This window comes from Celeribacter persicus, from assembly GCF_003050785.1.
Classification (GTDB): Bacteria; Pseudomonadota; Alphaproteobacteria; order Rhodobacterales; family Rhodobacteraceae; genus Celeribacter; species Celeribacter persicus.
In genome coordinates this window covers 77,152-103,327 of record NZ_QAOH01000008.1, presented here as the reverse complement: position 1 = coordinate 103,327, position 26,176 = coordinate 77,152, and the positions used below count along the sequence as shown (strand labels likewise).

The window sequence follows — 26,176 nt, the reverse complement described above, 5'->3', positions numbered from 1 at the left end:
GCATGTTCGGAAAATGTCATCTGACGCTTGCCGATGGCCGGGAAACCTTTACCTCTGTGTGGTGAAACGCAACTATGGGTGCACAAATCCCCTGTGGCCCGACGAAAGGACCCCTCAATGGACGGCGCTTTGACGCAAGCCGTGATCTATCTTGCCGCCATGGTGGTGGCCGTTCCGCTTGCGCGGCGTCTCGGGCTCGGGTCTGTTCTGGGCTATCTTCTGGCGGGCATGGCGATCGGGCCTCTGTTCGGGATGATCCAGCATTCCGAAACCACCGATCTGTTGCATTTCGCCGAATTCGGTGTGGTGATGATGCTGTTTCTGATTGGGTTGGAACTCGATCCCCGCGCCCTTTGGAACATGCGGCACAAACTATTGGGCCTCGGCGGGCTGCAAATCATCGTCACGGGAGCGGCGATCATGGGGGTGGCGATCTGGGTCGGGCAGAGTTGGCAAACGGGTCTGGCACTCGGCATGATCCTGTCTCTGTCCTCAACCGCCGTGGTGCTCCAGACCCTCTCGGAGAAGAAACTGATCCACACCAGCGGCGGTCGCGCAAGTTTCTCCGTGCTGCTGATGCAGGACATCGCGGTGATCCCGATGCTGGCGCTGATGCCTCTTCTCGCCACCAGTTCGCAACTGTCGCTCAACCCGGACGGTTCGATCCGTCGCGGTTCCGAGGCCGCGCATGATACCGTGGGCCATGGCGCTTCTCTTGTGGCGGGTCTGCCCGGTTGGGGGGTGACGCTGGTGACCCTTGGCGCGGTGGCGGCGATCATCCTTGCGGGCGTGTTCCTCACCCGCCCGTTGTTTCGCTATATCCATGCCGCCAATATGCGGGAAATCTACACCGCCGTCGCGCTTTTGATCGTCATCGGCATCGCCCTTCTGATGAATGCGGTCGGCCTCTCTCCTGCGCTCGGCACATTTCTGGCCGGGGTGGTGCTTGCGAACTCGGAATTCCGGCATGAGCTGGAAAGTTCCATTGAGCCGTTCAAGGGGCTCCTTCTGGGCCTGTTCTTCATCGCCGTGGGCGCGGGGATCAATTTCACCGTACTGTTTCGCGATCCGCTGACCATCGTCGGCCTGACCGTGGCGCTGATGGTCCTGAAAGGGCTGATCCTCTACGCCATCGGACGGATTTTCAAACTGCGCAAACGGGCGCAATGGCTTTTCACCCTGTCGCTGGCGCAAGCCGGGGAATTCGGCATGGTTCTGACCACGTTTTCGCTGCAACAGGGTGTGCTGACATCCTATCTTGGCGAGCGCGTGCTGCTGGTCATTGCCCTGTCCCTGCTGTTCACGCCGCTGTTCTTCATGTTGCACGATTACCTGCGGGCGAAACTCTCCGAGCGGGCGGAGGACCAACCCGCCGATGAAATCGACGATCAGCAAAAGATCATCATCGCCGGTCTCGGTCGCTTCGGTCAGGTCGTCAATCGTCTGGTGCAGGCTTCGGGGTTTCAGACGACCGTGCTCGACCACGATCTCAAAACCATCCAGTTGATGCGCAAATTCGGTTTCAAAGGCTTTTTCGGCGATCCGACACGTCCCGAACTGCTCCATGCCGCCGGGATCGACAGCGCCCGCATTCTGGTGATTTCCCTCGACGATCCAGCCGCTTCGACCCAGCTTGTGAAATACGCCCGGTCGCTGCGCGACGACCTTTTTATCATCGTTCGCGCCCGCGACCGGGTGCATGTTTACGAGCTTTACAAGGCCGGGGCCGACAAGATCGTGCGTGAAATGTTCGACAGTAGTCTGCGCGCCGGGCGTTATGTGCTCGAAGAAATGGGCTTTTCGGAATATGACGCAGCAATGACCGAACAGGCCTATTATCAGCACGATCGCGAAACCATGCGCGCTCTGGCGGAACTTTGGGAACCCAATATCCCGGTTTCGGAAAACGCCGCCTATATCGAACGCGCGAAAACGCTCGACAAGGATTTCGAAGCGGCACTGGTCAGCCAGCTCGAACGGAACCGCAATAAGAACAGCGCGGCCTGAGGTGCCGCGCTGTCTGGAAAGCCTTAGAGGCGCTTATTTGCCCGACACACCCGCCTCGGCAAAGGTCGCCATGCCCGACAGGCATTCGACCGCCGCCCTGATCAGAGGGATCGCGAGCCCCGCCCCCGAGCCTTCACCGAGGCGCATTCTCATGGACAGAAGCGGCTCCTTGACAAGGGCGCGGAGCACCGCCGGGTGCGCCACCTCCGCCGAAACGTGACCTGCAAGACAGTGATCGAGCGCCCCCGGCACCGCCCGCTCCAGCGTTGCCGCAGCCGCACAGCAAATGAAACCGTCGAGCACCACAGGGATGCGCAGGTGCCGCGCCCGGGCGATGCCGCCTGCCATGGCCGCCACTTCGCGCCCACCCAGAGCCGCAAGAATTTCCAAAGGCGTCTTGTCCCCATGAAGCGCCACGCCCGCAGCACAGACCTCCTCCTTGATCTTCAACCCGGCGTCATCGACACCGGTGCCGCGCCCGACCCAGTCGGCTGCCGTGCCACCAAACAGAGCATTGGCAATCGCCGCCGCCGATGTGGTGTTGCCGATGCCCATTTCGCCCACGACCAGCAGATCGGCCTGCGGATCGACGGCATCCCAGCCGACCTTGAGCGCAGCCACGCATTCCGCCTCGCTCATCGCGGGTGCTTCGGTGAAATCCGCCGTCGGGCGGTCCAGTTCAATGGGATGGATCGACATGACCGCGCCCGCATTGCGCGCGAGTTGGTTGATCGCTGCGCCGCCATGTTCGAAATTCGCCACCATCTGCACCGTGACCTCCGCCGGGAAGGCCGAGACGCCGCGCGCCGTCACACCATGATTGCCCGCGAAAATCGCCACCTGCGGGCGGGTCACCTTCGGTCGCGCCGCGCCGCGCCAGGAGGCATACCAGATCCCGATCTCTTCAAGCCGCCCGAGCGAGCCCGCCGGTTTCGTCAACTGAGCGTTGCGGGCTTCTGCCTCGGCCTTTGCCTCCAAATCCGGCCCCGGCGCCGCTTTCAGAAGCGCTTCGAACCCCGCAAGATCGGAAAATGCCATGCCCCAAATCTCCTTCATTGTCTTTGGCTCATCGAGCTTCTATCCCCGGAAAGAGCCCAAGGACAGAACCGATTAAGGAGGAGGACGTCATGACCCGACGTTTCAGCCCCGAAACCGCCGATATCGCCACCGCTCTTGCTCTCCTGACCCGTATTCCGGTGCGGGCCAGCTTCACGCGCAGCGCCGAGGCCGCATGGGCCTTTCCCTTGGCAGGTCTGGCCGTCGGTCTCGTGGCCGGGGCCGTGGCCACCATTGCCGGCTGGCTGGGGCTTGGAGCCGGGATGATCGCGGGATTGGCGCTGGCCGCTCTGGTGATCACAACGGGGGCCATGCATGAGGACGGGCTGGCCGATTGCGCCGACGGTTTCTGGGGCGGGTTCAACCGCGCACGGCGTCTTGAGATCATGCGCGACAGCCGGATCGGTGCCTATGGCGTGATCGCTCTCATTCTCGCGCTTCTCCTGCGCTTCACGGCGCTCTCGACGCTGGCCCATGACGACCTGATCGTCACCGCAATGATAGCCAGCGCCATGCTTTCGCGCGCCGCCCTGCCCTATCTCATGGCCCTGATGCCGCCCGCACGCAGCGACGGCTTGTCGGTCACGACGGGTCGCCCGCCGCGCGATGCCGCGAGCCTCGGCGCCGTGGTGGCGTTCATGCTGTCATGGCTTGTCGTGGGGTTCGCCCCCACGGTCGCCGCCGCCTCTGCCGTCGTGGTAACAACCTATGTTGCCGCGCGGATCGCCAAGACCAAGATCGGCGGCCAAACCGGGGATGTACTTGGCGCGACCCAACTGATTACCGAGATCGCCGCACTCACCGTCTTCTCGGCGCTGTAACGGAAAAACCGCCGCGAGGTCTCCCCGGCGGCGGTTTTCAAGTCGAAACACCCGTGCCTCAGGCGGCGCGGTTTACAAGCACGTCGTCCACCTTCTTCTGGGCTTCCGTCTCGTTGGTGCCCGAAACGGCAGCCACTTCGCGGGTCAGGCGGTCGAGGGCCGCCTCGTAAAGCTGACGCTCGGAATAGCTCTGCTCGCGCTGATCGTCGGTGCGGTGCAGATCGCGCACCACTTCGGCAATGGCGATCAGATCGCCGGAGTTGATCTTTTGCTCATACTCCTGAGCACGGCGGGACCACATGGCGCGTTTCACCTTGGCCTTGCCTCTCAGGGTCTTCATCGCGTCCTGTACCAGTTCCGGCGAGGACAGCGAGCGCAGCCCGGATTCGACGGCCTTGTTGGTCGGCACGCGGAGCGTCATCTTGTCTTTCTCAAAGGCGATGACGAAAAGTTCGAGGGACATGCCCGCGATTTCCTGTTCCTCGATCGACATGATCTGACCGACGCCATGGGCCGGGTAAACAACGAAATCGTTGGGACGAAATTCGGATTTCTTGGTCTTGCTCATTTGCAGGTTTTTTCCTCAGACGGGACCGTTCTCACCACGCGGGCACACGCTTTCCCGTCCCATTCCCAGCCCTCGCGGCACACACAAAAGCCGCCAACCCGAAGGTCCAAAGAACAATGTCGCCGCACACTCTTTTTCAAAGCGCTTGGCGACGGGTATGAGGCGCGAAAAACTCAATCCCCTAAAAAAGCTCTGCTTTCGGGGGTTGAGGTCGATATGCCCTGTCATGGTTTACCCTTGATACCACAAAATCCGGCCAAAAGAAAGAGTCGCGCAACTTTGCCAAGGAGTTCCCCCCGCATTTCAGGGGGTTACATGAGATTCCAAGGTGTTAATGTCCGCTCTGGCGCGGAACCGGGCATGACAAAGGGGCCGCAAGGCCCCTCTCACTCAGGCGAATCAGCTTTACGCCTGCAATAATGACGGTGTGAAAAGACGGTACAAGCCGGTTTCAGGAGCCCTCGCCCGGTGCTTCGGAGAAGTATTTCTCCAGCTTTCCGGTCTCGCCATCTCTTTCCTCGTAACCCGGCATCGGGTCTTTCTTTTCGAGGATCACCGGCCAGAGCTCGGCATATTTACGGTTCAGCTCGACCCATTTCTCCATGTCCGGCTCAGTATCCGGACGGATCGCATCGGCCGGGCATTCCGGTTCGCAGACACCGCAGTCAATACATTCATCGGGATGGATCACCAGCATGTTCTCGCCCTCGTAGAAACAATCCACGGGGCAGACTTCCACGCAATCGGTGTATTTGCAGGCGATGCAGTTGTCGATAACGACGTAGGTCATTGCGGCTCATCCAAATCTGATTACTTGCGCCCTAGCTAGCCCCAAGCGGGCCATCAATCAAGCATGTCCGGGCGCGAAAGGTCCGTCATGCGACGATCTTTCTTTGTCGGACGACCTTTTCCCTCGAACCGTGGCACGGGTGGAACAGGGTCCTTCGACGGGGCGGGCGGACTGATATCCTCGTAAAGCGTTTGTGCCTCGGGCGCGGGTCCGCGCCGTGTGCCACAGGCGACAAGACGGATCACCCGGATGTCACGCCCCTGCGGGAAGGTCAGCACATCGCCAGCGCCCACAGAGGTCGCCGCTTTCGCCACTTTGGTGGAATTGACCCGCACATGACCACCGGTGACGGTCTTCGTCGCAAGGCCGCGCGTCTTGAAAAAGCGGGCATACCAAAGCCACTTGTCGAGACGAATGGTCTCCCGCTTTTCCATAGGGACTTACTTCTTGTCCTTCAGTGCCATCAGAGCCGCGAACGGGTTGTCCGGGTCGATGGCTTTTTCTTTCTTCGGCGGACGGGCGGAGAAGGTCTTGGGCTGGTTGCCGCTCTGGCCTTTGCTCCCGTCGCGGCGCGGCTTGCCGCCTTTCTTGCCCTGCGGCTTGCCGCCCCCCTTCTTGCCCTGCGGACGTTCGCCGCCGGACTGCTGACGACGCGGACCACGGTTGGCATTGCGATTGCCGCCCCAGGTGAACGTGTAGAAGATTTCCGTCTCTTCCTCGACGACACCGGCATCCACCGCCACGCCTTCGGGCAGTTCGGTCTCATCGAACTCGGAGGCCTCGTCCTCGGCGGGTACAGGGTCCGCAATCTCCGCCGATGGCGCTTCGCCCTCGTCCGGGATCTCGGCAGCCATACCGGAAAGATCGGCAGCCTCCGGCACTTCGGGCTCGCCAGCAGGCATGGCGTCGTCGGACAGGACCTGATCCACCGTCTTCATCTTGACGCGTTCATTCTTGTCGGCTTTGTAGCCCAGACCTTCCATCAGGTCGGCGAATTGTTCGAGCGTCATACCGGTGATCGACAGCATGTCCGGGTTGGCCTCGAACCCCGCCCGGCTGTCCTGCGAGCGCAGGAGATCGGCGAGACGTTCCAGCATGTCGATACGGATCGCACGTTGGCCGGAAAGCCGGTAGCCGGACATCGGATAATAGCCATCCGGCACGTGATCGACAGCGGGAATGGTCACCAGACCCGGCGGCGGCGCATCGGGGAATTCATCGAATTTCGCGTTCAGTGCCCAGAGCAGAAGTCGCAAACGCGTCGGCGCGGGTTTCAAGAGAAGCGGCATGAAAATCGTGTACTGACCGAACCGCACACCGTGCTTGCGCAGCGCGCCACGGGCGTCCTGATCCAGTTCCTTGACCTCTTGTGCGATCTGCTCGCGCGGGATCACGCCAAGGTTCTCAACCAGGCGGAAAGCAAAACCACGGGCCAGCCCGGTCAGCGTCTCGTCGCGCGACATGTTCAGAAGCGGTTCGAACAGCGTCGCCACCTTGCGGTCGATGAAATGCTGCAAGCGGCGCTGGACCTTCTCGGCCACATCCGTTGCCACGCCCTCGTCCACAAACGCTACGGCACGCGGTTTCAGGGCATCGTCGCCCGCCACCAGCTTGCCCACGGCATGTTCACCCCACATCAGACCACCCTGATCGGTGAAGTCCATTTCTGTGTCGGGTGCATTGTAAAACCGGTCGGCGCGCAGATTGAATTCCGGCGCAAGTGCGGCCATGGCGGCTTGCCCGAGGGTCTTCGCCTCATCCGGGGTGGCGGCTTTATCCTGAATAAAGCGGAACCCCTCAAGACGGCCGACGAATTCGCCCTCGACCGTCACTTCACCCTTGTCGTTCACGTCGGCCACAAGGCCCTCCTTCTGTTTGAGCCGCCGAAGGAGCACACTCGTCCGCCGGTCCACAAATCTTTGCGTCAGTGCGCCATGCAGCGCATCCGACAATCGGTCTTCTACAGCGCGGGTCGCCTCGCGCCAATGGCTTTCGTCATCGACCCAGTTTTCGCGCTGCGCAACATAGGTCCAAGTCCGGATATAGGCGAGTCTTTTAGACAGAGTGTCGATATTGCCCTCGGTTCGGTCAATGCGTTTGACCTGTGTGGCCAGCCAATCGTCGGGAACCCGCCCATATTCGTGTAAAAATTCAAATATCCGCTCAAGAAGCGACGTGTGTTCACCATGGCTGATTCCCCGGAAATCGGGAATGCGACATACGTCCCACAAAAGTTTCGTATCCCGCGCCGTGCGCAGACGCGGGCGCACCGTGCGCAGGGTGGAAAGCGTCTTGAGCGCCAGAAGATCGTCAGCCTCCCGCGCTTTCACCAACGCCGGGTTGGTGGGCGACATTTCAAGAGACGCGATCAGCCGGTCGACCGTGCCGAATTCCAGCCGCGGGTTGCGCCAGTTGAGTTTCTTCTGCGGGGTGAAACGGTGTTCCTCAATGGCCTCGATCACCTCCGCGTCGAACGGCTCCGCCTCCCCCGTCACCCCGAAGGTGCCGTCGGTCTGATAGCGCCCGGCCCGACCCGCGATCTGGGCCAGTTCGTTGGGCATGAGATACCGCATCCGCCGTCCGTCGAACTTGATCGTCGAGGAAAAGGCGACATGCGTTACATCGAGATTGAGCCCCATGCCGATGGCGTCGGTGGCGACGAGGTAATCCACATCGCCGTTCTGATACATCTCGACCTGAGCATTGCGGGTCCGGGGGCTCAACGCCCCCATGACCACCGCTGCCCCGCCCTTTTGACGGCGCAAAAGCTCGGCGATGGCATAGACATCATCAACAGAAAACCCGACGATGGCCGCCCGCGCGGGCATTCGACTTATCTTTTTCGAACCTGAATAGGTCAGACGGGAGAATCTCTCCCGGCGCATGAACTGCGCCTTCGGCACAAGCTGGGCGATCACGGAGCGCATGGAATCGGAGCCCATGAACAGGGTCTCGTGCAGGCCCCGCGCGTGCAAAAGGCGGTCGGTGAACACATGGCCGCGCTCGGGATCGGCGCAGAGCTGGATCTCATCGACCGCGAGAAAATCCGCCCCCATGCCGGTCGGCATCGCCTCGACCGTACAGACCCAGTATTGCGTGCGCGGCGGCACGATGCGCTCTTCGCCCGTGACCAAAGCCACAACGGACGGCCCACGCGCGGCAACGATCCGGTCGTAAACCTCGCGCGCCAGCAACCGCAGAGGCAGACCGATCACCCCGGTGCGGTGCGCCAGCATCCGCTCGATTGCGTAATGCGTCTTGCCTGTGTTGGTCGGGCCCAGCACAGCCGTGATCCGGCCGCCGCCCATCGCATCCCCCATCGGGTGTCGTCCTGTTTATCGTTTCAGAGGATACTTAGAGCGCCACACCATCAAGCGCCAGTTCAAGCCCGGCGATACGGGCCGAAAGACCTTCCATATTCGGATGAATTTCTTCGATCTTTCGCAGAACGGCCAGGGCCCTTGCCGCGTCACCGGTCTCTTCGAGAATCAGAGCAAGGCCGGAGAGCGCCCCGAAATGCCGTGGCTCGCGTGACAGCACCTCGCCAATGTCCTGAAGCGCCGGACCGTACAGACCTGCCATGAAATAGGCGGTGGCGCGGGCATTGTAACCTTCGGTAAACTCCGGAGCGTGATCCACAAGTGCGGTCAGATGGCCGATGGCACCATGAATATCTCCCGCCTCCATCGCCGAACGGCCCCGCTCCAGCAAAAGATCCATGGCATCGGAGCCGGAGCGCGACAGCTCCAGCGCGATTGCCTGTTCGATGCGGGAGGCGTCATGGGGATCGGCCTGCGACAGTTCCCCGAACAGCGTATCGAGCCGCGCCGCATCCGTGGCAAAAGCAACCGACGCCCCGAAAAAGAGCCAGAACGCAACGGCACATTTGAGAAACTGTCGTAATCTCTTCATAACGATCTGGATTGTAGCTTTCTGGGGCCCATGTTCATAGTCACAAATAAGTGGCAGACCTGATCGCATGGCGCGCCAGACAACCGGAGGAAATACACATGAGCGACATCATTACCAAGGCCGTGGAAGCCCTGTCCGAGAAAATCGACGGTTTCAGCGCCGGCGTTGCGAAATTCGTGATCGAGGGCGAAGGCGCCATCATGGTCGACGCGGACGGTGTGCGCGCCGCCGATGACGCCGCCGATGTGACGCTGACCGCCGATCTCGACACCTTTCAGGGTATGATGGAAGGCGACGTCAACCCGACCGCGGCTTTCATGCAGGGCAAGCTGTCGATCGACGGCGACATGGGTCTTGCCATGCAACTCGGCTCTGCGCTGTCGTAATGGCAGAACGCGCCCCCCTGTTTCACGATCTGGCAGACGGGCCGGAAGGCGGCGAAGCCTTCTGGCTCACCGCCTCGGACGGGGTGCGCATCCGTGTCGGGCTTTGGCCCCACGAAGGTGCGAAGGGCACGGTGTTCATCCTGCCCGGGCGCACCGAATGCGTCGAGAAATACGGACGCGGCGCGGCGGATTTCGCCGCCCGCGGCTTTGCCAGTCTGGCCATCGACTGGCGCGGTCAAGGCCTCGCGGATCGTCTGTTGAAAGACCGCCGCATCGGCCATGTCGAGGATTTCAAGGACTACCAGAAGGACCTCGATGCGGTCATCGAACTGGCCGAAGAGAAAGCCATGCCGAAGCCCTGGTTCCTGATCGGACATTCCATGGGCGGAGCCATCGGGGTGCGGGCACTGATCGAAGGCAAGCCCTTCAAGGCCGCCGGATTTTCCGCGCCGATGTGGGGCATCGGCCTGTCGGCCTGGCAAAAATTGCTGGTGCGGTTTGTCTCCCCGGTGCTGAATACTCTTGGCTTGCAAAACATGCGCGCGCCGGGCACCCGGCCCGAAAGCTACATGGTCTGGCACGGCTTTCCCGATAATCTTCTGACCTCAGATCGTGACATGTTCGATTACATGACGCGGCAGGTGGTGGAGCACCCCGATCTCTCGTTGGGCGGACCATCATCACGATGGGTCACGCAGGCCATCGCGGAAAACGACTGGGCTTTCGAGCAGACCCTGCCCGAGGTGCCGGGCCTGTGTTTTCTCGGTCTCGACGAGAAAATCGTCAACACCGCTGCGGTACGCGATTTCGCGGCGCGCTGGCCATCCTGCGAACTGGTCGAGGTTCCGGGCGGGCGGCACGAGATTCCGATGGAGAACCCGGCGATCCGCGAACTCTTCTACGACCGTCTTGCGGCGCTTTTTTCCGGGCAATCCGCCTGATCCTTTGCATCCGCGCACCGGACGCCCTATCTGTTGGAAAACAACATGAGGAGCGATGCGATGCGGTTCACCTTTCCCCAACCGGTTTTCGATCAGAACGCCCAGAGCGGGCATAACGCTTTCGGAGACCTGCCGGACTGGGACCTCACCGATCTCTACCCCGCGACCGACGCGCCGGAGGTGAAACGCGATCTCGACTGGCTCGAAGAGCATTGCACCAGTTTCGCCAAGGATTACGAGGGCAAGCTCGCCGAACTCGATGGCGAAGGGATGTATGAATGCATCCTGCGCAACGAGCGAATTTCGCAGGTGGCCGGGCGTCTCGGCTCCTTCGCCGGGCTGCTCTACTATCAGAACACCGTCGATGGCGCGCGGGCGAAATTCTTTTCCGACATTCAGGACAAGATCACCAGTTTCACCGCCCCTCTGGTGTTTTTCTCGCTCGAAGTGAACCGCATCCCTGACGAAACGCTCGAAGCGATGCTGAAACACGAAGGGCTCGCGCGCTACCGGCCGATTTTCGAGCGGATGCGCAAGATGCGGCCCTATCAGCTTTCCGACGAGCTTGAGCGCTACGAACACGATATGTCGGTCGTCGGCGCGTCCGCCTGGAACAAGCTGTTCGACGAAACCGTCGCGGACCTGAAATTCGAGGTGAACGGCGAGACGCTCGGGATCGAGGCCACCACCACGCTGATGACCGAACAGGACCGCTCCGTGCGCGAGGCGGCGGCGCGCGAGATCGGCAAGGTCCTTGGTGAGAACATCAAGATTTTCTCCCGTGTTCACAATACTTTGGCCAAAATGGGCCAGATCGAGGACAAATGGCGCGGCATGCCGACACCGCAAACGGGCCGCCACCTGTCGAACGATGTCGAACCCGAGGTGGTGCAAGCGCTGCGCGACGCGGTAGTCGCGGCCTATCCGAAACTGTCACATCGTTACTATGAGCTGAAACGCGGCTGGCTCGGCCTTGACAAATTGCAGGTCTGGGACCGCAACGCGCCGCTGCCGATGGAGGAAACCCGCACGGTCGGCTGGGACGAGGCGCGCAAGACCGTGATGGACGCCTATGCCGGTTTCGATCCGCGCATGGCGGAGATTGCCGAGCCGTTCTTCACCAAGGGCTGGATCGACGCGGGCGTGAAACCGGGCAAAGCGCCGGGGGCCTTCGCGCATCCGACCGTGACCGACGCGCACCCCTATGTGATGCTCAACTACCTCGGCAAACCGCGCGATGTGATGACGCTGGCGCATGAGCTGGGCCATGGCGTGCATCAGGTTCTGGCCGCAGGGCAAGGCGAATTGCTCGCCGATACGCCCCTGACGCTTGCGGAAACCGCCTCGGTATTCGGCGAAATGCTGACCTTCCAGAAGATGCTCAAGGGCGCGAGGACCGAGGCCGAGCGCAAGGTCATGCTCGCTGGCAAGGTCGAAGACATGATCAACACGGTCGTGCGCCAGATCGCCTTCTACGATTTCGAATGCAAACTGCACGAGGCGCGGCGCGGCGGAGAACTCACGCCTGAGGACATCAACAAAATCTGGATGTCGGTGCAGGGCGAATCTCTCGGCCCGGCGTTCGAATTCATGCCGGAATACGAGGTCTACTGGTCCTACATCCCGCATTTTGTCCACTCGCCCTTCTACGTCTACGCTTATGCGTTTGGCGACGGCTTGGTGAACGCGCTCTATGCGGCCTATACCGAGCAACCCGAGGGTTTTCAGGACAAGTATTTCGACATGCTCAAATCCGGCGGCTCGAAACACCATAAGGAACTTCTCAAGCCCTTCGGCCTCGACGCCTCCGACCCGAAATTCTGGGACAAGGGCCTGTCGATGATCTCCGGTTTCATTGATGAATTGGAAGCGATGGAGTGAGCGTCACGCTTTCCCCCCTCCCCGGCAAAGACCTGAACCGTCTCGCGGGGTTTTCCTTGCCGCCCGATCAGGCGGGCTTTGCCGATCTACCCACGATCACCATGTCCACGGGCGCAGCGCGTGACGGTCATGTGATCCTGTCCGACGGGAAGCCCGTTGGCTTTTTTGCCATCGACAGGGACTATGCCGATCACCACGATTTCGCGCCCGAAGGTGTCATCGGCCTGCGCCAGTTCATGATCGACCATGCCGCACAGGGCAAGGGCCATGCCTCCGCCGCCTGCCGGGCGCTCAAACCCTATCTGCAAGCGCAATATCCGGGGGCTTACGCCTGTTACCTGACCGTGAATTGCCGCAATCCGAATGCACGCAAGGCTTATCTCAAGGGCGGGTTCTTCGACACCGGCGCGCTCTATCTCGACGGCGGGTTCGGACCGCAGCACATCATGCGGCTGGACCTCGCCTGATCACTTCAACTGGCTGTCTTTCGAGCCTCGCCGGTTGATGCCGCCGCGCGGTTTATAGGCGCTATCGCGTTCGCGCTGACATTCGATGCAGAGTTTGATGCCGGGGATCGCCTTGCGGCGCGCTTCCGGAATCTCCTCTCCGCATTCGGCGCATTCCGTGAAACTCTCGCCCACAGGCGCGCGCTGTTGCTTCATCCGGGCCAGTTCGTCGCTGATCGAGGCCTCGATCTGTTGGCTCACCGCCCCGTCTTTGGCCCAGCCCCCCGCCATGGATCAGTCCAGCTCCGTCCAGGGCCAGGGTTTCACCTCACTGTCGCCGGTAATATAACGCGTGGCTTTCGCAAACCAGATGCCCACATCGGTCCCCGCATCGGCCACCCTCTCGTTCGGTTTCTTGCCGTTGACCAGCATGATGATCGCCTGCAACACGGCAAGCACACCGATGATAGTCGAGGCGAAGCTCATCATCACCCAGATGATGAGCGAATAGAGAATGCGTGCGCCCATGTTTTCGGAGATTTCCTCGGGTCGCTTCGCCTTTTTGCCGCCGAGATCGGGCATCACGTGATCGAATTCATGCGGGTCGGTCATAGGATGTCCTTTGAGTGATTCCTTTACTCTCTCCACACAGTCTAGCGTGAACGGCGACGGACCAAAATCATCCACGCAACCCCATGCTGACGCGAGGTTTCGTTTTGTCGCCGGAGCAACACCTCCTAGGCTTTGTCAAAACGGGAGGAAAATTTCATGCTCAAATGGATCGGACGGATCATCGCGGCTTTGATCGTCATCGCGGCGGTGGTGTTTTTCGGCGTGTTGCCGGGAATCGTAGAAAAGGGACAAAACCCCGTGGTGGCCCATGCGCCCTACCCCGTTTCGCCGGAGGCACAGGCGCTGCACGACCGCCTCGTGATCGGGGACCTGCACGCCGACAGCCTGATGTGGAATCGCGATCTCCTGAAACGCGGCGACCGCGGCCAGGTCGACATTCCCCGGTTGCACGAAGGCAATGTCGCGGTGCAGGTTTTCACCACCGTGACCAAAAGCCCCGCCGGGCAGAATTACGAGCACAATTCGGCGGAAGCACGCGACAATATCACGCTTCTGGCGGTGGCCGAGCTTTGGCCGGCGAAAAGCTGGTTCGATCTGACCGAGCGCGGGCTTTACATGGCGGACCGGCTGAACGGTTACGCGGAGAAAGCCCCCGATCAGGTGCGGGTGATCCGCAGCGTTTCCGATCTGGACGCCGTTCTGGCCGCGCGCGCGGAAGGGGCCGAAGTGATTGGCGGCATTCTGGGCGCCGAGGGCGGGCATGTGCTTGAGGGAGAGATCGCCAATCTCGACCGCATCTATGACGCGGGCTTTCGCCTCATGGGGCTCACGCATTTTTTTGACAACGCGCTTGGCGGGTCGCTGCATGGCGAGGAGGATCACGGGCTGACCGATTTCGGCCGTGCGGTGGTCGAAGGCATGGTTGAAAAACACATGGTGATCGACCTCGCGCACGCCTCGCCGCAAATGGCGCGCGATGTTCTGGCGATGACCGATGGGCCGGTGATTGTCTCGCATTCCGGCATCCATTCCCATTGCCCGGTCAAGCGCAATTTCCCCGACGATCTGATGCGCGAGATCGCCGCGACCGGAGGTGTGATCGGCATCGGCTATTGGCAGGATGTGACCTGTGACGCCTCGCCTCAGGGCATCGCCAAAACCATCGAAGCCGCCATTGACGTCGTGGGTGTGGACCATGTGGCGCTCGGTTCCGATTTCGACGGGGCGGTGGAAACCGAGTTCGACACCTCGGAACTGGCGACCCTGACGCAGGCAATGCTGGATCAGGGGCTGTCGGAGACGGAAATCACCGCCGTCATGGGTGACAATATGATGCGGGTGCTGCGGCAGGTTCTGCCACAGTAAACTTTACTCGAAACTTTATTCGACCCCCAACGCCCAAAGACGGCGGAGCGCTTCCCCCGCGCTCAGATCGGGCTCGAAAGCGCCGGTCTCAAGGAAGCTGATCGTTTGCATGATGACGCGCGGGTTCTGCGCCATGAAGGTATGCGTCACCGGCAAGGTGAGATGCGCCGTCATTCCGTCCACTTTCGTGCTCTCGATGGAGACTTTGCCATCGTCCTCGCCCTCGACCACCGCTGAGAGCACGGGATTGATCGACTGGCTCCCGGCGATCACCCCGGTCTCGAAAGGCAGGGGCGGCAGGCTGTCCGGCAAACCGTCGGTTCCGAGTTGCAATCCCGCAGGACCGTTGGCGGCAGCGAAGGCGGCATAATCCCCGAAGGTGTCGATGATCTCCGAGCCGTGATTGGGCGGGCCGAGCATGACCACGCGCCCCCAGTCCATCTCCGGATGGTCGGCGGCGAAACTGCGCAACAGGATCGCCCCCATGGAATGGGTCACCACATCGGGCGCGGTGTCCGGGGCGCAGCCGTCCCGCGCCGCGCGCAGCGCCGCATCGGCCAGAATGGCGACAGGGGCCTCGCGGGACGGGTACTCCTGATTGACGGTTTTATACCCCACCGCTTCAAGCGCGTGCTCCATGATCCGCATGGAAGCATCGGTCCGCGTCAAACCATGCAACAGGATGACACACCGCGCCTCTTGCGTGTCTTCAGCCTGCGCGGGCAGGCTCAGGACCAATCCGATAATCGTGCTGAACGCAAAGACGGGAAAACGTGTCATCTCTCTCATATGGCGCTGCGCCAAGGATGGAACAAGAGCCGTCCCACACGACAGGCTCCAAAACAACACGGGCGCCCGAACTGGGCGCCCTTACCACGTGTACCTCCCTGAGGATTTCCCCCCTCACGGGACAGGAATCTTCCGGGTGTTGGCCCTTTGAGCGAGGGGGCACATGCTCCTCCGTCTCGCTTCATCCGGGGTCTCAAAGCCTCAATCGGCAGCACCCGTCGGATCCCTTGAACCGTCTACCCCGGCCCTGACCTCGGACATCCCTCCACGGATCCGAGAGACCTAAGCCGGAGGTGCCGGTTATTGCGGCGGATCCTCCTTGTTGTTAGAGCCAGAAGCGTGGAACATTTTCATGTGTCCTCCTTTTCTTGCCTTTCCAACACCTTAAGAATAGCGCGAGTCGCCCGGTTCAGCCTTGATCCGCATCAAATGCGGCTTTGAAAACCGCGTCGATCATCGCCTGTGTGCCCTTGGCATCCTCAAGGCTCCACGGGTACGACGCCCCCTCCGTCGCGGAGCACACAAAGTTCTCGACCTGCATTACATACTGCCGCACGGTCGGAAAGCTCTCGACCCGGCGTGTGCCCTGCCCGTCCGTAATCTCGATCTCCGCCAGCCCGGCCACCCCGGCGTTGAATGGCGTTTTCACAACGATCACACCACTGCGACCATGGAACCGCGCCTCCTGAAACGGCGCCATGCGCATGGAGACATACCCGTGATAGCCAAAGGACGGAAAGCGCGCGGAAACCTCCGCCGTGACATCGACGCCATTCTCGCGGGTGATCTCCGCATGGGTGATTGCAACGGGCTCCTCCCCGGTCGCAAAACGTGCACAGCCAAAGGCATAGACACCAATGTCACCCAAGGCCCCGCCGCCGGTTTCCGGCCGGTTGCGAATATTGGTCACATCCGGATTGTCGAAGGAAAACCCGACCTCGACCCGCTCCAGCCGGCCGATCTCCCCCGCCGCCAACAGATCGCGCACCCTTTGCAATTGCGGGTGATGCACAATCATGAAGGCCTCCGCACACAAAAGCCCGGTCTCATCGCGTTTGGCGATCAGCCGGTCGATCTCGGCGGCCTTCATCGCGATGGGCTTTTCGCAGAGCACATGCTTGCCTGCCTCCATCGCCTTCAGGCTCCAGTCCACATGCAGATGGTTGGGCAGCGGGATATAGACCGCGTCGATCCCCTCCGAGGCCAGCATCGCATCGTAATCCGTAAAAACCGCGATATCCGGGGCGAAGGCGCGAAACGGTGTGGCCTTGTCCTCCGATGAGGTGGCCAGTGCCGCAAACACCGCGCCCTCCGCCTCATGAATCGCCCGCGCCATGTGACGCAGCGCAAAGTCCGATGCCCCAAGGACACCAAAACGCAGAGGTTTGCTCATCGTCTCCTCCCTTTCCGCAATGACACCCCATCATGCGCGGCCATGAACCGAATGAAAAGGGCGGCCCGTTGGACCGCCCCTGTATATTCTGCGTGAGAGATCTCAGACCTGCTCCAACAGACCCTGTTCCCGCGCCAGTTCCTGCATGCGTTTTTGCAGTTTCTCGAAGGCGCGCACCTCGATCTGGCGGATACGTTCGCGTGACACGTCGTATTTGCTCGAAAGCTCCTCAAGCGTCATCGGCTGATCCTTCAGGCGACGCTCCATGAGGATGTCTTTCTCACGCTCGTTGAGCACATCCATTGCGCGGGCGAGCAATTCACGACGGGTTTCCATCTCGTCACGCGCCTCGTATTCGGCGGCGGTGTTGGCGCTTTCGTCCTCAAGCCAGTCCTGCCATTGCGCGGAGCCTTCCTCGTCGCTGCCGACCGTGGCGTTCAGCGAAGCATCGCCGCCCGACATACGGCGGTTCATCGAAATCACTTCGTCCTCTGTCACGCCCAGATCATGCGCGATCTGTTTGACATTGTCCGGGTGAAGATCGCCCTCTTCAAAAGCACCGATCCGCGCCTTGGCCTTGCGCAGGTTGAAGAAAAGCTTCTTCTGCGCCGAAGTGGTGCCGAGTTTCACCAGAGACCAGGAACGCAGGATATATTCCTGAATGCTCGCACGGATCCACCACATCGCATAGGTCGCCAGACGAAAACCCTTCTCCGGATCGAACCGTTTGACGGCCTGCATCAGGCCCACATTCGCCTCGGAGATCACTTCCGCCTGCGGCAGACCGTAGCCGCGATAGCCCATGGCAATCTTGGCCGCGAGCCGCAGGTGCGAGGTCACGAGCTTATGGGCTGCACTGCTGTCTTCGTGATCGACCCAGCGCTTGGCGAGCATGTATTCCTCTTCGGGTTCCAGCATCGGGAACTTCCGAATTTCCTGCAGATAGCGGTTCAGCCCCTGTTCAGGACTCGGAGCCGGCAGATTTGCATAGTTACTCATGTCTCACATCTCTCCCACATCATACGCCTATGTTATAAGGCTTAACATCCCATTTGGGAAGGGCTGTTAGCGCTTTCAAGAGGCGTGTGAGTGTTTTCCTGTTCATAAGGTCTGAACGAATGATGACCGCAGTTCCGCTGACCAGCCAGCAGATTTCAGAGAAATCACGCCAAAGTGGTCTCTGTTACAGGCTTCTCACAGGCTGTCGATCAACACCTGCATATCCTCCGGCAGCGGTGCCTCGAAACGCATCTCTTCGCCGGTGACCGGGTGGACAAAACCCAAAACGGCGGCATGGAGCGCCTGACGCGGAAAATCCTCCACCGCCGCCCGCGCCCGCTCGGACAGCGCCTTGTGGTTCAGCTTGCGCCGTCCACCATAGGTCTGATCGCCGACCAACCCATGCCCCGCGTGCGCCATATGCACCCGGATTTGGTGGGTGCGCCCGGTTTCCAGCCAACACTCGACGAGCGCAAGCTGCGGCGGCGTGCCAAACAGTTCCACCACCCGCGCCCGCGTCACCGCATGACGGCCCTCGGTGAAGGACACCGCCTGTTTCTGACGATCCGTTTTATGACGGCCCAGAAAGGAGGTTATGCGCAGAATGTTGGACCCTTCGAAACTCACGCCCTTCACACCGCGCAGACGCGGATCCATCGGGTCCGGCGCACCATAGACCAGCGCGTCATATTTGCGCTCGACCGTGTGTTTTTCGAACTGTTTGGCAAGGCCCTGGTGCGCCTTGTCGGATTTCGCTGCGACCAGAAGCCCCGACGTATCCTTGTCGATCCGGTGCACGATGCCCGGACGCTTTTCGCCGCCAATCCCCGACAGGCTGTCACCGCAATGAAACATCAGCGCATTGACCAGAGTGCCGGAGGGCGAGCCCGGTGCCGGATGCACGACCATGCCCACCGGCTTGTTCACCACGATCAGATCGTCATCCTCATAGATCACATCGAGCGGGATGTCCTCGGCCACGACCTCCGCCTCGGCGGCCTCTTCGATCGTGATTTCGACCCGGTCGCCTTCCGTCACCTTGCCCTTCTGATCCGTCACCACCGCGCCGTTCACCTTGATCGCTCCATCGGCCAGCAATTTCGCCAGACGCGAGCGTGACAGCACCGCTTCTTCTGGCACATCGCGGGCAATCGCCTTATCAAGACGCTTGGGCGGGTTTTCCGCGATGGTGAATGCGACAGTGGACACGGGCATGAGCAACCTTGAGATTGATCCGAAAGACGCGGCCCGGCTGACGCTTCTGCGGCGGCTGGTCACGACACTTCTGGTGGTGATGATTGCCGGGTTTCTAGTGCTGATCGCGCTCCTTGTCACCCGTTTCCCGTCGATGGATGCACCGTCCGTGCCCTGGCCGGACCATCTGGCCCTGCCCGAGGGCATCACGCCAGAGGCCGTGACCCGCGGCTCCGACTGGATCGCGGTGGTATCCGGTGATGAGATTCTGATTTTCGAAGCCGACAGCGGTGCATTGCGCCAGCGCATCTCCGTCAGCCCCTGAAACGCTCAGCGCAGTAAAAACCGAGCGCCGAGGCTGCTCCTCCCTCAGCCTGCGGCGCTCGTCCCCCCCGATCAAGTTTGTCCGACCCGAAGTGCCATAAAAGCAGCGCCATGCGCACTGCCGGAGTGCCTTCGGTCTATTGTCGCCCCCAGTTCAACTCGCGCGCAGCCAGCGTGAAAAACAGAACTGGAGACATGACAAGGGCCGCGTAGGCGAACCCCACGAAATAAAGATGCATTTTTTCCTCCCTTTTTGAAAGGATAACACAAATTTTTCCATTCTGCTACATTTTGTCGCACTCGAATTTTTCAGAGATAATGGGGAGATGAGCCCAGACCCCGCCCTGTCACACCGCACAGCGCGTTGGCAGCAATGCTCAAAAGCTGCGATTGCAGATTTCCTGCAAACAGTGCCCGATCACCCAGCCACAACAGGACAGGCCAAGCGAAAACCCAGTTCGGAGCGAACTGTGTTTGAACTATGTAAGGGAAAAAGGGTGGTACCACCTCCCCGGCTCGAACGGGGGACCTCCTGATCCACAATCAGGCGCTCTAACCAACTGAGCTAAGGCGGCACTGACGGGGGATTTAACGAGACGGGCAGATGAATGCAAGAGGCAGATTGCGAGAAAATACCACTCAGCTCAAAAGCTCTTTCTCCCAGACCTGATCGACCACCTGCGTGCCAAAGGCCTGTGCAGGCTCGGAAGAGACCAGCGTGAATCCCGCTTTCGCGTACATCTCACAGGCGGCACGGTGGCTTTCATGGGTCCAAAGCACCATCTTGTGACAGCCCTGCGCCCGGGCATGATCCAACGCCATGTCGAGCAATCGTCGCCCCAGCCCCTGCCCGCGCGCCTGCGGTTCCAGCAGGACGAGGCGCAGACGTGCGATGCCCGGCACGTCTTCCACCACAAAGGTGCACCCCAGACGCTGCCCCAACGCATCGACGGCAATGAACGCCCGGTCCATCGGCTTCGGATGGGCGATGAAATCGGCGAGTATCCCGGCGACCAGCCCTTCGAATTCGAGGTTATATCCCTCGTCACGGGCGTAGAGCCGTCCATGCGCCTCGACCACCCAGCCGAGATCTCCGCTTTCCAGTCCGCGCACGGTGATTTCCGTCGGGGTGGCGTTCAACCGGGTCTGCACCTCGCTCAACGCGGCACAGATACGGTCCCGCCCGGCCTCCGTCACAGGTGCGAGCAAGGCCTCCATACTGGCGCGCGACGCGGCCTCCAGTGGCGCAAAGGCCGTCTGCCCCGCCACTATCAGCCAAAGCCGCTTGCGCCGCCCGTCCTCCGGGTCCGCCGCCCGACACACCCAACCCTTTGCGACAAAACCCGAGAGAATACGGCTCAGATACCCCTCATCCGCCCCGATCCGCAGGGCGATATCGCGGGCCAGAGCGCCTTCCTCCCCCGCAAAACCGACCTCCTGCAACACCCGAACCTGAGACAGGGTAAGGCCGGAGTCCAGATATGAACGGTCGAGCAGACCGAGTTTGACGGTGTAGTCACGGTTGAACGCGCGCAGGGCAGAAACATGATCCATAGGAGAGGGATGTGGCATTTAATTGACTGAGTCAAGTATATACCTCCCCTTGCCTCGAAAGGGCCAAAGCCTTAAACGCTATTCAATGCAAAAGGAGCCATTATCCATGGGCATTAATTCGGAACGCGACATCGAAGCCAATCTGCAAATCGGGCCGACCTCGCTCGGCATGGTGCGCATGTTCATCGAGGCCACGGGTGGCATCGAGATACCGATGGATTTCGAACCGGAAGAAGCCGAAGAGATCGCCGAGGAACTGATGGCCGCCGCCGCTCAGGCCAGAAAACTCGCGAAGTAAACTGGCGGAATAAGCGGGTCAGCCCTCTCCCCCGAACAGCGCAGCAACACCCGGATCGCGATAGCCCTGAAGACGCGCCGCCGCATCGCGCGCGGCCTTGAGATGCACCGATTTGCGCCGCGCAGGCGGCAGTTTGTCTTCTTCCGGCATGCGAATGATCTCCGCCTGATAGGCATCGGCAAGGATCAATCCCGCCTCGGGTGGAAGAATCTCAGTCGGGAAATCGAGATCGACGGCAAAGAAATATCGGTCGCACCAATCGAGATAGCCCTGCCATTTCGCATCCGTCATGAAATCGGCGCGCGAGGATTTGCATTCGATCACCCAGACCTCGCCTTTTGGCCCGAGCGCCAGCACATCGACGCGCAGGCCCCTGATGGGCACCCATTCCTCGACACAGGCGAAATCGTGCGACCGCAGATGGCGGCAAACGCCGCGCGCCAAAAGCTGGCCGGGTTGGGCGGAGATGAGGAAGCTGTCGGTCATAACGGAGAGCCTGCCGCAGTCTCGCGGGATTTTCAACGCCCACCCCTTGTCGTCACTTCGACAAAGCCCTATCTCGGGGCTCAGGCGGGATCTGCTCTTCTCGTACACATGGGCGCAAGACTCCGGTGGCCTTACGCAACCGAATGGGAGCTGGCTCTGTCCGGGCCCTGGTCCGGTTACCTGGCGCCCACCTGATTATTCAGGCTTCGGGAGCAACGCGCTGCTACGGATGCTGTGGTCCCCCGCCGCCTTCCTTGAAGGCCATTCGACATACCGCCTTTACCACAAAGGCAAAAATGCAAAACGCGCCCCCAAAGGACGCGTTTTTCTTCATTGCAGATCAAAGACTCAGCGACGACCTCAATGGCGACGTTTCGCCTCGACCGGAATCGGCTCCATTGCCATGAGGGGAATCTCGTCGCGCTTGCCGCCTTGCCCGTCATTCTCACGTTCCGCCATGCGCATGATCGTGATGGCGAATTGCACGCCGGAGAAGACGATCCCATTGGCAAACCACAGCACGATCACGGCGATGATACCGGCCTCGTTATGGGTCACCAGATGCCAGAGATTGGCGACGTTGAAATAGAGAAGCGCGCCAACGAAAGCCGCCGCAATGGCAAAGCCGATCAGCACCTGGGTGATGTAAAGTTTGACAAGCTTGGGCATGGCAGCACTCCAACCGGGAACATATTCAAGAATTGTAGCACAAGAAGCGGGCTTTTCCAGTTCCATTCCGTCACATCCCGAAACCGAAAAACGCCCCGGCGAGGGGGCGTTTGTTTCTGTGAGACAAATTCTCACGCGGCCTTAAAAGGCCTTCGGTCGAGCCTCACATGTTCGAGTGCTCGCGAGTCTTCCCTTCGCGTTAAAACGCTTCGGGACGCGCTTCGCGGGCCATATGATCCAGCACCGCGTTGACGAATTTCGGTTCGCGCCCGTCGGGGTAGAAGGCTTTCGCCACATCGACGAACTCGACGATCACAACCTTCGGCGGCGTGCGCCCGGACAGAAGCTCTGCGCCTGCGGCCCGAAACAGCGCCCGAAGCGTCGGGTCGATGCGCGCGATCGGCCATTTCGCCACCAGAGCCCGATCGGTCATCTGGTCGACCCTGGCCTGATCGTTCACCGCAATCTCGGTGATCTCGTGAAACAGATCGCTGTCGCCGTCGATGAATTCGCCCTCTTCCTCGGTCTTCAACCCGAAGAAATGATCGTAGAACTGACGGCGCACCTTATCCACGGTCATATCGGCCGCTTCCATCTGAAACAGTGCCTGCACGGCATAGAGCCGGGCGGCGGATTTCATCTCGCGCTTCGTCGGCGGTTTCAGGTGTTCGTTCTCGTCAGTCATGCTTTTTTGCTCTCGTCAGGCTGGCCGGCAAGCTTGATCGCGTCGGTATGGAATCCCACGCCCTTACTCGGAGCGGCCCATTTGCGCGAAAGCGCGATGAGATGCAAGGCCGCAGCCGCAGCTCCGCCGCCTTTGTTCTGGCCTTTGGCTTCCGCCCGCACCACCGCCTGTTCGCGATTCTCGACGGTCAGGATGCCATTGCCGATGCACAGACCCTGAAGGCCCATCAGTTGCAGCGCCCGCGAGCTGTCGTTGCAGACAGTATCATAATGGGTGGTTTCGCCGCGGATCACACAGCCCAGCGCCACGTAACCGTCGAAATTCGACAGTTTGTCCGCGATGGAAATCGCGGTCGGCACTTCGAGCGCGCCCGGCACTTCGATCAGCTCCCAAGTACCGTTCACGGCCTCCACAGTGGCCTTCGCGCCCGCGACCAGTTCGTCGGCGATGTCCTTATAGTAAGGGGCGACGACGATCAGGATTTTTACCGGCTGATCGAAAGACGGCAGGTCGAGTGTGTAATGCTGTTCATTGGCGGCCATGGGTCACATCCCTTCCGTGATCTTGCGCATGCCGATGATCTCAAGCCCGAAAGCCTCAAGCCCCGGCGCTTTCGGCTGCGGGCTGTCGCTGACGAGGATGAGCTTGTGCAGGCCGAGCGCCGCAAGGATCTGCGCGCCGAGCCCGTATTGCCGCAGCGTCTGTGGCGAGGCCTCACCCTCTTCGACCATTTTCATCGTGGTGTCGCGCAGAAGCACAACCACACCCCGGCCCTCCTCGGCGATCAGCTCCATCGCGCCTTCCATCTCACGCGAGGTGCGCCCGATGCCCAGCACGTCTTCGAGCGGATTGAGGTTATGCACCCGCACGAGAACCGGCGCGCCATCGGTGATGTCACCTTTCGAGAGCACAATATGCTCGGCTCCCTGAAGATCGTCGGTATAGAGCTGCATATCCCATTCGCCGCCAAAAGCCGAAGTGACCTTGCGGGAGGAGGATTTCGTCACGAGGTTGTCGTGGCGACGGCGATAGGCGATCAGATCGGAGATGGTGCCGATCTTGAGATTGTGCTTCTGGGCAAAACTCACAAGATCGGGCAGGCGCGACATGGTGCCGTCTTCGTTCATGATCTCGCAGATCACCGAGCTGGGCAGAAGCCCCGCCAGACGGGCGACATCCACACCGGCCTCGGTATGTCCCGCCCGCACAAGAACCCCGCCATCGCGGGCACGCAGCGGGAAGATATGCCCCGGTGTTGCGATGTCGGCTGCGGTTTTCGACGGATCAATCGCCACAGCGACGGTGCGCGCGCGGTCATGGGCAGAAATGCCGGTCGACACGCCCTCGCGCGCCTCGATGGATACGGTGAAGGCGGTTTCGTGACGCGAGGAGTTGTTCGACGCCATCATCGGCAGCCCCAGCGCGTCGATCCGCTCGCCGGTAAGAGTGACACAGATCAGCCCGCGCCCGTAAGTGGCCATGAAATTGATCGCCTCGGGCGTCGCCATTTGCGACGGGATCACCAGATCGCCCTCGTTCTCGCGATCTTCATGGTCCACAAGGATGAACATCCGCCCGTTGCGGGCGTCTTCGATGATCTCCTCAATCGGGGAGATGGCGTCTTGATAGCTATCGCTGTCGGTCTTCGGTGTCTCGGACATGGTCGTCTCGGCGGGCCTTCTGGGAATTCGGTCGCTTTTCCGTACAGCTTTGCGCGGACAAAGGCCAGCCTCATGCCACGCACAATCGTCCGGCATTTCTGCGCAATTCGCGCGCGTGCCGCCTCAGCTTCCGAAAAACAGCGGCCCGTCGATCCGACCGGCGAGTTTGCCTGCCTCGACCCATTCCGCCTCGAACGGCGCTTCCGAGATGAGGACAAGCCCGTCACGCGGCAGCTTTGGTCCTAGGAGCTTGGCCAAAACGGCCTTTTGCTGCCCCCATTGCGCATAGGGACGCGGTGCCTGCCCGGCCCTGTCGATGCCCTCAAATTCCTCGATCAGTTCCGGCACCAACGGGTGATGCGCGGCCACAATGCGCTCAGCTTTCATCCGCGCCAGCTTGTCAGCATAGGCCGGAGCAAGCCGGTCTCCCAGACGCACAAGTCGCAGCGCGTTGGAGGAGAACAGAAAACCCACCACATCGCGCCCGGTCGATGCCCGGATCGAGGCGTAGGATTTATACGGCAGGCCAAGTTCTTCGGCCCGGCGCACACGCATGCGGATCACCTCGATGGGCAGGCTCTCTCCCATCAGGCCCTTGCGCGCCTTCTTCCACACAAACCGACGATAGCTCACGCCACCTTCCATCGAGGGACCACCGTTGTGCCCCACGCCATGCATCGGAGCGCTCATGCCTGCCACTCCTGAAGCCGGGCAACATAACGCGCCAGCGTGTCAATTTCCAGGTTCACCCTATCGCCCACCTTGGCCACGCCCCATGTCGTGACCTCCTGCGTGTGTGGGATGACGTTGATGCCAAAGGAGGTGCCCTCAACCTCGTTCACCGTCAGGGAGGTGCCATTGAGCGCCACCGAGCCTTTCGGCGCGATGAAACGCGCAAGCGCCTCGGGAGCTTCAAAGGTGATCCGCGTGCTGTCGCCTTCGTCTTTCATCTCGGTGATCACCGCTACCCCATCGACATGACCCGACACGATATGCCCGCCCAGTTCGTCGCCCAGCTTCAATGCCCGTTCGAGGTTCAACCGCTTGCCGACCTCCCAGCCGCCGATGTTGGTTTTCGACACGCTTTCGGCGGAAATTTCCACGTCGAACCAGTTCTGAGGATCGGTGCCGAGCGCGATCACCGTCAGACATACACCGTCACAGGCAATCGACGCGCCGATCTCGATCCCGTCCACATCATAGGCACAACCGATCCGCGCCCGCAGATCGCCGCGCTTCTCCAGTTCCAGCACGGTGCCGACATCGGTGATGATCCCTGTGAACATGACGCCTCCATGCGCTGTGTCTTTTCATTGCGCTCAGAGGTAACGCCCCAACCGCCTGCCCGCAAGCGTGCAGAGGCTTTGTTAACGGCTTC

General features: G+C 60.9%; 29 protein-coding genes and 1 tRNA gene. 9 read left to right on the top strand and 21 right to left on the bottom strand.

The window, feature by feature from the left end:
• Positions 1–117: 117 nt before the first annotated feature.
• Positions 118–2,007 (top strand): monovalent cation:proton antiporter-2 (CPA2) family protein, encoded by a 1,890-nt coding sequence (locus tag C8N42_RS11990; protein ID WP_107816809.1) that lies wholly within the window; start codon positions 118–120, stop codon positions 2,005–2,007.
• 33 nt (positions 2,008–2,040) lie between these two features.
• On the opposite strand, the gene cobT is transcribed toward C8N42_RS11990, so the two are convergent.
• Positions 2,041–3,045 (bottom strand): nicotinate-nucleotide--dimethylbenzimidazole phosphoribosyltransferase, encoded by a 1,005-nt coding sequence (gene cobT, locus C8N42_RS11985; RefSeq protein WP_107816808.1) that lies wholly within the window; start codon positions 3,043–3,045, stop codon positions 2,041–2,043.
• 89 nt (positions 3,046–3,134) lie between these two features.
• Between cobT and cobS the strand changes: the two genes are divergently transcribed.
• Complete coding sequence (gene cobS / locus C8N42_RS11980; protein WP_107816807.1) at positions 3,135–3,884, top strand: adenosylcobinamide-GDP ribazoletransferase; 750 nt, start codon at positions 3,135–3,137, stop codon at positions 3,882–3,884.
• A gap of 58 nt (positions 3,885–3,942) precedes the next feature.
• Here the strand turns inward: cobS and C8N42_RS11975 are convergent, their stop codons facing one another.
• From C8N42_RS11975 to C8N42_RS11955, 5 genes are all read right to left on the bottom strand, one after another.
• Complete coding sequence (locus C8N42_RS11975) at positions 3,943–4,452, bottom strand: CarD family transcriptional regulator (RefSeq protein ID WP_107816806.1); 510 nt, start codon at positions 4,450–4,452, stop codon at positions 3,943–3,945.
• Positions 4,453–4,903: 451 nt separating this feature from the next.
• Positions 4,904–5,242 carry a ferredoxin FdxA gene (gene fdxA / locus C8N42_RS11970; RefSeq protein WP_107816805.1) on the bottom strand — a complete coding sequence of 113 codons (339 nt, stop codon included), beginning with the start codon at positions 5,240–5,242 and terminating at the stop codon, positions 4,904–4,906.
• Between the two features lie 53 nt (positions 5,243–5,295).
• On the bottom strand, positions 5,296–5,676 hold the full coding sequence (locus C8N42_RS11965) for an RNA-binding S4 domain-containing protein (RefSeq protein WP_107816804.1): 381 nt from the start codon (positions 5,674–5,676) through the stop codon (positions 5,296–5,298).
• Between the two features lie 6 nt (positions 5,677–5,682).
• Positions 5,683–8,562: a helicase-related protein gene (locus C8N42_RS11960; protein WP_107816803.1), complete on the bottom strand. Its 2,880-nt coding sequence runs from the start codon at positions 8,560–8,562 to the stop codon at positions 5,683–5,685.
• A gap of 34 nt (positions 8,563–8,596) precedes the next feature.
• A complete protein-coding gene (locus C8N42_RS11955; RefSeq protein ID WP_107816802.1) occupies positions 8,597–9,154 on the bottom strand; it encodes a tetratricopeptide repeat protein in 558 nt (185 codons plus the stop codon).
• A 98-nt stretch (positions 9,155–9,252) separates the two neighbouring features.
• Between C8N42_RS11955 and C8N42_RS11950 the strand changes: the two genes are divergently transcribed.
• The 4 genes from C8N42_RS11950 to C8N42_RS11935 are packed head-to-tail and all read left to right on the top strand — an operon-like array spanning position 9,253 to position 12,829.
• Positions 9,253–9,540 carry an SCP2 sterol-binding domain-containing protein gene (locus C8N42_RS11950; protein WP_107816801.1) on the top strand — a complete coding sequence of 96 codons (288 nt, stop codon included), beginning with the start codon at positions 9,253–9,255 and terminating at the stop codon, positions 9,538–9,540.
• Positions 9,540–10,481: an alpha/beta hydrolase gene (locus tag C8N42_RS11945; protein ID WP_107816800.1), complete on the top strand. Its 942-nt coding sequence runs from the start codon at positions 9,540–9,542 to the stop codon at positions 10,479–10,481. The genes C8N42_RS11950 and C8N42_RS11945 overlap by 1 nt, the downstream gene beginning before the upstream one ends.
• A 60-nt stretch (positions 10,482–10,541) precedes the next feature.
• Positions 10,542–12,362: a M3 family oligoendopeptidase gene (locus tag C8N42_RS11940; protein ID WP_107816799.1), complete on the top strand. Its 1,821-nt coding sequence runs from the start codon at positions 10,542–10,544 to the stop codon at positions 12,360–12,362.
• Complete coding sequence (locus C8N42_RS11935; RefSeq protein ID WP_107816798.1) at positions 12,359–12,829, top strand: GNAT family N-acetyltransferase; 471 nt, start codon at positions 12,359–12,361, stop codon at positions 12,827–12,829. The genes C8N42_RS11940 and C8N42_RS11935 overlap by 4 nt, the downstream gene beginning before the upstream one ends.
• Here the strand turns inward: C8N42_RS11935 and C8N42_RS11930 are convergent, their stop codons facing one another.
• On the bottom strand, positions 12,830–13,099 hold the full coding sequence (locus C8N42_RS11930) for a DksA/TraR family C4-type zinc finger protein (RefSeq protein WP_107816797.1): 270 nt from the start codon (positions 13,097–13,099) through the stop codon (positions 12,830–12,832).
• Between the two features lie 3 nt (positions 13,100–13,102).
• Positions 13,103–13,420, bottom strand: coding sequence for a DUF4389 domain-containing protein (locus C8N42_RS11925; protein ID WP_107816796.1), 318 nt, complete (start codon positions 13,418–13,420; stop codon positions 13,103–13,105).
• 156 nt (positions 13,421–13,576) lie between these two features.
• Between C8N42_RS11925 and C8N42_RS11920 the strand changes: the two genes are divergently transcribed.
• Entirely contained in the window at positions 13,577–14,746 is a 1,170-nt protein-coding gene (locus C8N42_RS11920; protein ID WP_107816795.1) for a dipeptidase, read from the top strand.
• 15 nt (positions 14,747–14,761) lie between these two features.
• On the opposite strand, the gene C8N42_RS11915 is transcribed toward C8N42_RS11920, so the two are convergent.
• The 4 genes from C8N42_RS11915 to C8N42_RS11900 form a co-directional block, all read right to left on the bottom strand.
• Positions 14,762–15,526 (bottom strand): esterase/lipase family protein, encoded by a 765-nt coding sequence (locus tag C8N42_RS11915; protein WP_245890089.1) that lies wholly within the window; start codon positions 15,524–15,526, stop codon positions 14,762–14,764.
• A gap of 418 nt (positions 15,527–15,944) precedes the next feature.
• Entirely contained in the window at positions 15,945–16,928 is a 984-nt protein-coding gene (locus tag C8N42_RS11910; RefSeq protein ID WP_107816794.1) for a Gfo/Idh/MocA family protein, read from the bottom strand.
• 102 nt (positions 16,929–17,030) lie between these two features.
• Positions 17,031–17,927 carry an RNA polymerase sigma factor RpoH gene (gene rpoH, locus C8N42_RS11905; RefSeq protein ID WP_107816793.1) on the bottom strand — a complete coding sequence of 299 codons (897 nt, stop codon included), beginning with the start codon at positions 17,925–17,927 and terminating at the stop codon, positions 17,031–17,033.
• A gap of 195 nt (positions 17,928–18,122) precedes the next feature.
• Entirely contained in the window at positions 18,123–19,142 is a 1,020-nt protein-coding gene (locus C8N42_RS11900; protein WP_107816792.1) for an RluA family pseudouridine synthase, read from the bottom strand.
• Here C8N42_RS11900 and C8N42_RS11895 point away from each other — a divergent pair.
• Positions 19,141–19,446: a DUF6476 family protein gene (locus C8N42_RS11895; protein ID WP_107816791.1), complete on the top strand. Its 306-nt coding sequence runs from the start codon at positions 19,141–19,143 to the stop codon at positions 19,444–19,446. The genes C8N42_RS11900 and C8N42_RS11895 overlap by 2 nt on opposite strands.
• Positions 19,447–19,943: 497 nt before the next feature.
• Here the strand turns inward: C8N42_RS11895 and C8N42_RS11890 are convergent.
• Positions 19,944–20,020 (bottom strand) — tRNA-His (locus tag C8N42_RS11890).
• A 64-nt stretch (positions 20,021–20,084) separates the two neighbouring features.
• A complete protein-coding gene (locus C8N42_RS11885) occupies positions 20,085–20,999 on the bottom strand; it encodes a bifunctional helix-turn-helix transcriptional regulator/GNAT family N-acetyltransferase (RefSeq protein ID WP_170109289.1) in 915 nt (304 codons plus the stop codon).
• A gap of 106 nt (positions 21,000–21,105) precedes the next feature.
• On the opposite strand from C8N42_RS11885, the gene C8N42_RS11880 reads away from it, so the two are divergent.
• Positions 21,106–21,297 carry a DUF6324 family protein gene (locus C8N42_RS11880; protein ID WP_107816789.1) on the top strand — a complete coding sequence of 64 codons (192 nt, stop codon included), beginning with the start codon at positions 21,106–21,108 and terminating at the stop codon, positions 21,295–21,297.
• An 18-nt stretch (positions 21,298–21,315) separates the two neighbouring features.
• On the opposite strand, the gene C8N42_RS11875 is transcribed toward C8N42_RS11880, so the two are convergent.
• The 7 genes from C8N42_RS11875 to C8N42_RS11845 form a co-directional block, all read right to left on the bottom strand.
• Complete coding sequence (locus tag C8N42_RS11875; protein ID WP_107816788.1) at positions 21,316–21,783, bottom strand: MmcB family DNA repair protein; 468 nt, start codon at positions 21,781–21,783, stop codon at positions 21,316–21,318.
• A gap of 360 nt (positions 21,784–22,143) precedes the next feature.
• Positions 22,144–22,452 (bottom strand): hypothetical protein, encoded by a 309-nt coding sequence (locus C8N42_RS11870; RefSeq protein ID WP_107816893.1) that lies wholly within the window; start codon positions 22,450–22,452, stop codon positions 22,144–22,146.
• 199 nt (positions 22,453–22,651) lie between these two features.
• Complete coding sequence (gene nusB, locus C8N42_RS11865; protein WP_107816787.1) at positions 22,652–23,137, bottom strand: transcription antitermination factor NusB; 486 nt, start codon at positions 23,135–23,137, stop codon at positions 22,652–22,654.
• A complete protein-coding gene (locus C8N42_RS11860; protein ID WP_107816786.1) occupies positions 23,134–23,679 on the bottom strand; it encodes a 6,7-dimethyl-8-ribityllumazine synthase in 546 nt (181 codons plus the stop codon). Before C8N42_RS11860 ends, nusB begins: the two co-directional genes overlap by 4 nt.
• Positions 23,680–23,682: 3 nt before the next feature.
• On the bottom strand, positions 23,683–24,798 hold the full coding sequence (gene ribB / locus C8N42_RS11855; RefSeq protein WP_107816785.1) for a 3,4-dihydroxy-2-butanone-4-phosphate synthase: 1,116 nt from the start codon (positions 24,796–24,798) through the stop codon (positions 23,683–23,685).
• A gap of 123 nt (positions 24,799–24,921) precedes the next feature.
• Positions 24,922–25,488, bottom strand: coding sequence for a hypothetical protein (locus C8N42_RS11850; RefSeq protein WP_107816784.1), 567 nt, complete (start codon positions 25,486–25,488; stop codon positions 24,922–24,924).
• On the bottom strand, positions 25,485–26,084 hold the full coding sequence (locus tag C8N42_RS11845) for a riboflavin synthase (protein WP_107816783.1): 600 nt from the start codon (positions 26,082–26,084) through the stop codon (positions 25,485–25,487). Before C8N42_RS11845 ends, C8N42_RS11850 begins: the two co-directional genes overlap by 4 nt.
• Between the last annotated feature and the right edge of the window lie 92 nt (positions 26,085–26,176).

Excerpts from the sequence above, each read along its gene's own strand:
- cobT (WP_107816808.1), bottom strand. The coding sequence starts at position 3,045 with ATGGCATTTTCCGATCTTGCGGGGTTCGAAGCGCTTCTGAAAGCGGCG.
- ribB (WP_107816785.1), bottom strand. The coding sequence starts at position 24,798 with ATGTCCGAGACACCGAAGACCGACAGCGATAGCTATCAAGACGCCATC.
- C8N42_RS11965 (WP_107816804.1), bottom strand. The coding sequence starts at position 5,676 with ATGGAAAAGCGGGAGACCATTCGTCTCGACAAGTGGCTTTGGTATGCC.
- C8N42_RS11990 (WP_107816809.1), top strand. The coding sequence starts at position 118 with ATGGACGGCGCTTTGACGCAAGCCGTGATCTATCTTGCCGCCATGGTG.
- C8N42_RS11940 (WP_107816799.1), top strand. The coding sequence starts at position 10,542 with ATGCGGTTCACCTTTCCCCAACCGGTTTTCGATCAGAACGCCCAGAGC.
- nusB (WP_107816787.1), bottom strand. The coding sequence starts at position 23,137 with ATGACTGACGAGAACGAACACCTGAAACCGCCGACGAAGCGCGAGATG.
- C8N42_RS11950 (WP_107816801.1), top strand. The coding sequence starts at position 9,253 with ATGAGCGACATCATTACCAAGGCCGTGGAAGCCCTGTCCGAGAAAATC.
- C8N42_RS11885 (WP_170109289.1), bottom strand. The coding sequence starts at position 20,999 with ATGGATCATGTTTCTGCCCTGCGCGCGTTCAACCGTGACTACACCGTC.
- C8N42_RS11900 (WP_107816792.1), bottom strand. The coding sequence starts at position 19,142 with ATGCCCGTGTCCACTGTCGCATTCACCATCGCGGAAAACCCGCCCAAG.
- C8N42_RS11960 (WP_107816803.1), bottom strand. The coding sequence starts at position 8,562 with ATGGGGGATGCGATGGGCGGCGGCCGGATCACGGCTGTGCTGGGCCCG.
- rpoH (WP_107816793.1), bottom strand. The coding sequence starts at position 17,927 with ATGAGTAACTATGCAAATCTGCCGGCTCCGAGTCCTGAACAGGGGCTG.
- C8N42_RS11930 (WP_107816797.1), bottom strand. The coding sequence starts at position 13,099 with ATGGCGGGGGGCTGGGCCAAAGACGGGGCGGTGAGCCAACAGATCGAG.
- C8N42_RS11910 (WP_107816794.1), bottom strand. The coding sequence starts at position 16,928 with ATGAGCAAACCTCTGCGTTTTGGTGTCCTTGGGGCATCGGACTTTGCG.
- C8N42_RS11860 (WP_107816786.1), bottom strand. The coding sequence starts at position 23,679 with ATGGCCGCCAATGAACAGCATTACACACTCGACCTGCCGTCTTTCGAT.
- C8N42_RS11920 (WP_107816795.1), top strand. The coding sequence starts at position 13,577 with ATGCTCAAATGGATCGGACGGATCATCGCGGCTTTGATCGTCATCGCG.
- C8N42_RS11915 (WP_245890089.1), bottom strand. The coding sequence starts at position 15,526 with ATGACACGTTTTCCCGTCTTTGCGTTCAGCACGATTATCGGATTGGTC.
- C8N42_RS11870 (WP_107816893.1), bottom strand. The coding sequence starts at position 22,452 with ATGCCCAAGCTTGTCAAACTTTACATCACCCAGGTGCTGATCGGCTTT.
- C8N42_RS11945 (WP_107816800.1), top strand. The coding sequence starts at position 9,540 with ATGGCAGAACGCGCCCCCCTGTTTCACGATCTGGCAGACGGGCCGGAA.
- C8N42_RS11845 (WP_107816783.1), bottom strand. The coding sequence starts at position 26,084 with ATGTTCACAGGGATCATCACCGATGTCGGCACCGTGCTGGAACTGGAG.
- cobS (WP_107816807.1), top strand. The coding sequence starts at position 3,135 with ATGACCCGACGTTTCAGCCCCGAAACCGCCGATATCGCCACCGCTCTT.
- C8N42_RS11925 (WP_107816796.1), bottom strand. The coding sequence starts at position 13,420 with ATGACCGACCCGCATGAATTCGATCACGTGATGCCCGATCTCGGCGGC.
- C8N42_RS11850 (WP_107816784.1), bottom strand. The coding sequence starts at position 25,488 with ATGAGCGCTCCGATGCATGGCGTGGGGCACAACGGTGGTCCCTCGATG.
- C8N42_RS11880 (WP_107816789.1), top strand. The coding sequence starts at position 21,106 with ATGGGCATTAATTCGGAACGCGACATCGAAGCCAATCTGCAAATCGGG.
- C8N42_RS11875 (WP_107816788.1), bottom strand. The coding sequence starts at position 21,783 with ATGACCGACAGCTTCCTCATCTCCGCCCAACCCGGCCAGCTTTTGGCG.
- C8N42_RS11975 (WP_107816806.1), bottom strand. The coding sequence starts at position 4,452 with ATGAGCAAGACCAAGAAATCCGAATTTCGTCCCAACGATTTCGTTGTT.
- C8N42_RS11895 (WP_107816791.1), top strand. The coding sequence starts at position 19,141 with ATGAGCAACCTTGAGATTGATCCGAAAGACGCGGCCCGGCTGACGCTT.
- fdxA (WP_107816805.1), bottom strand. The coding sequence starts at position 5,242 with ATGACCTACGTCGTTATCGACAACTGCATCGCCTGCAAATACACCGAT.
- C8N42_RS11955 (WP_107816802.1), bottom strand. The coding sequence starts at position 9,154 with ATGAAGAGATTACGACAGTTTCTCAAATGTGCCGTTGCGTTCTGGCTC.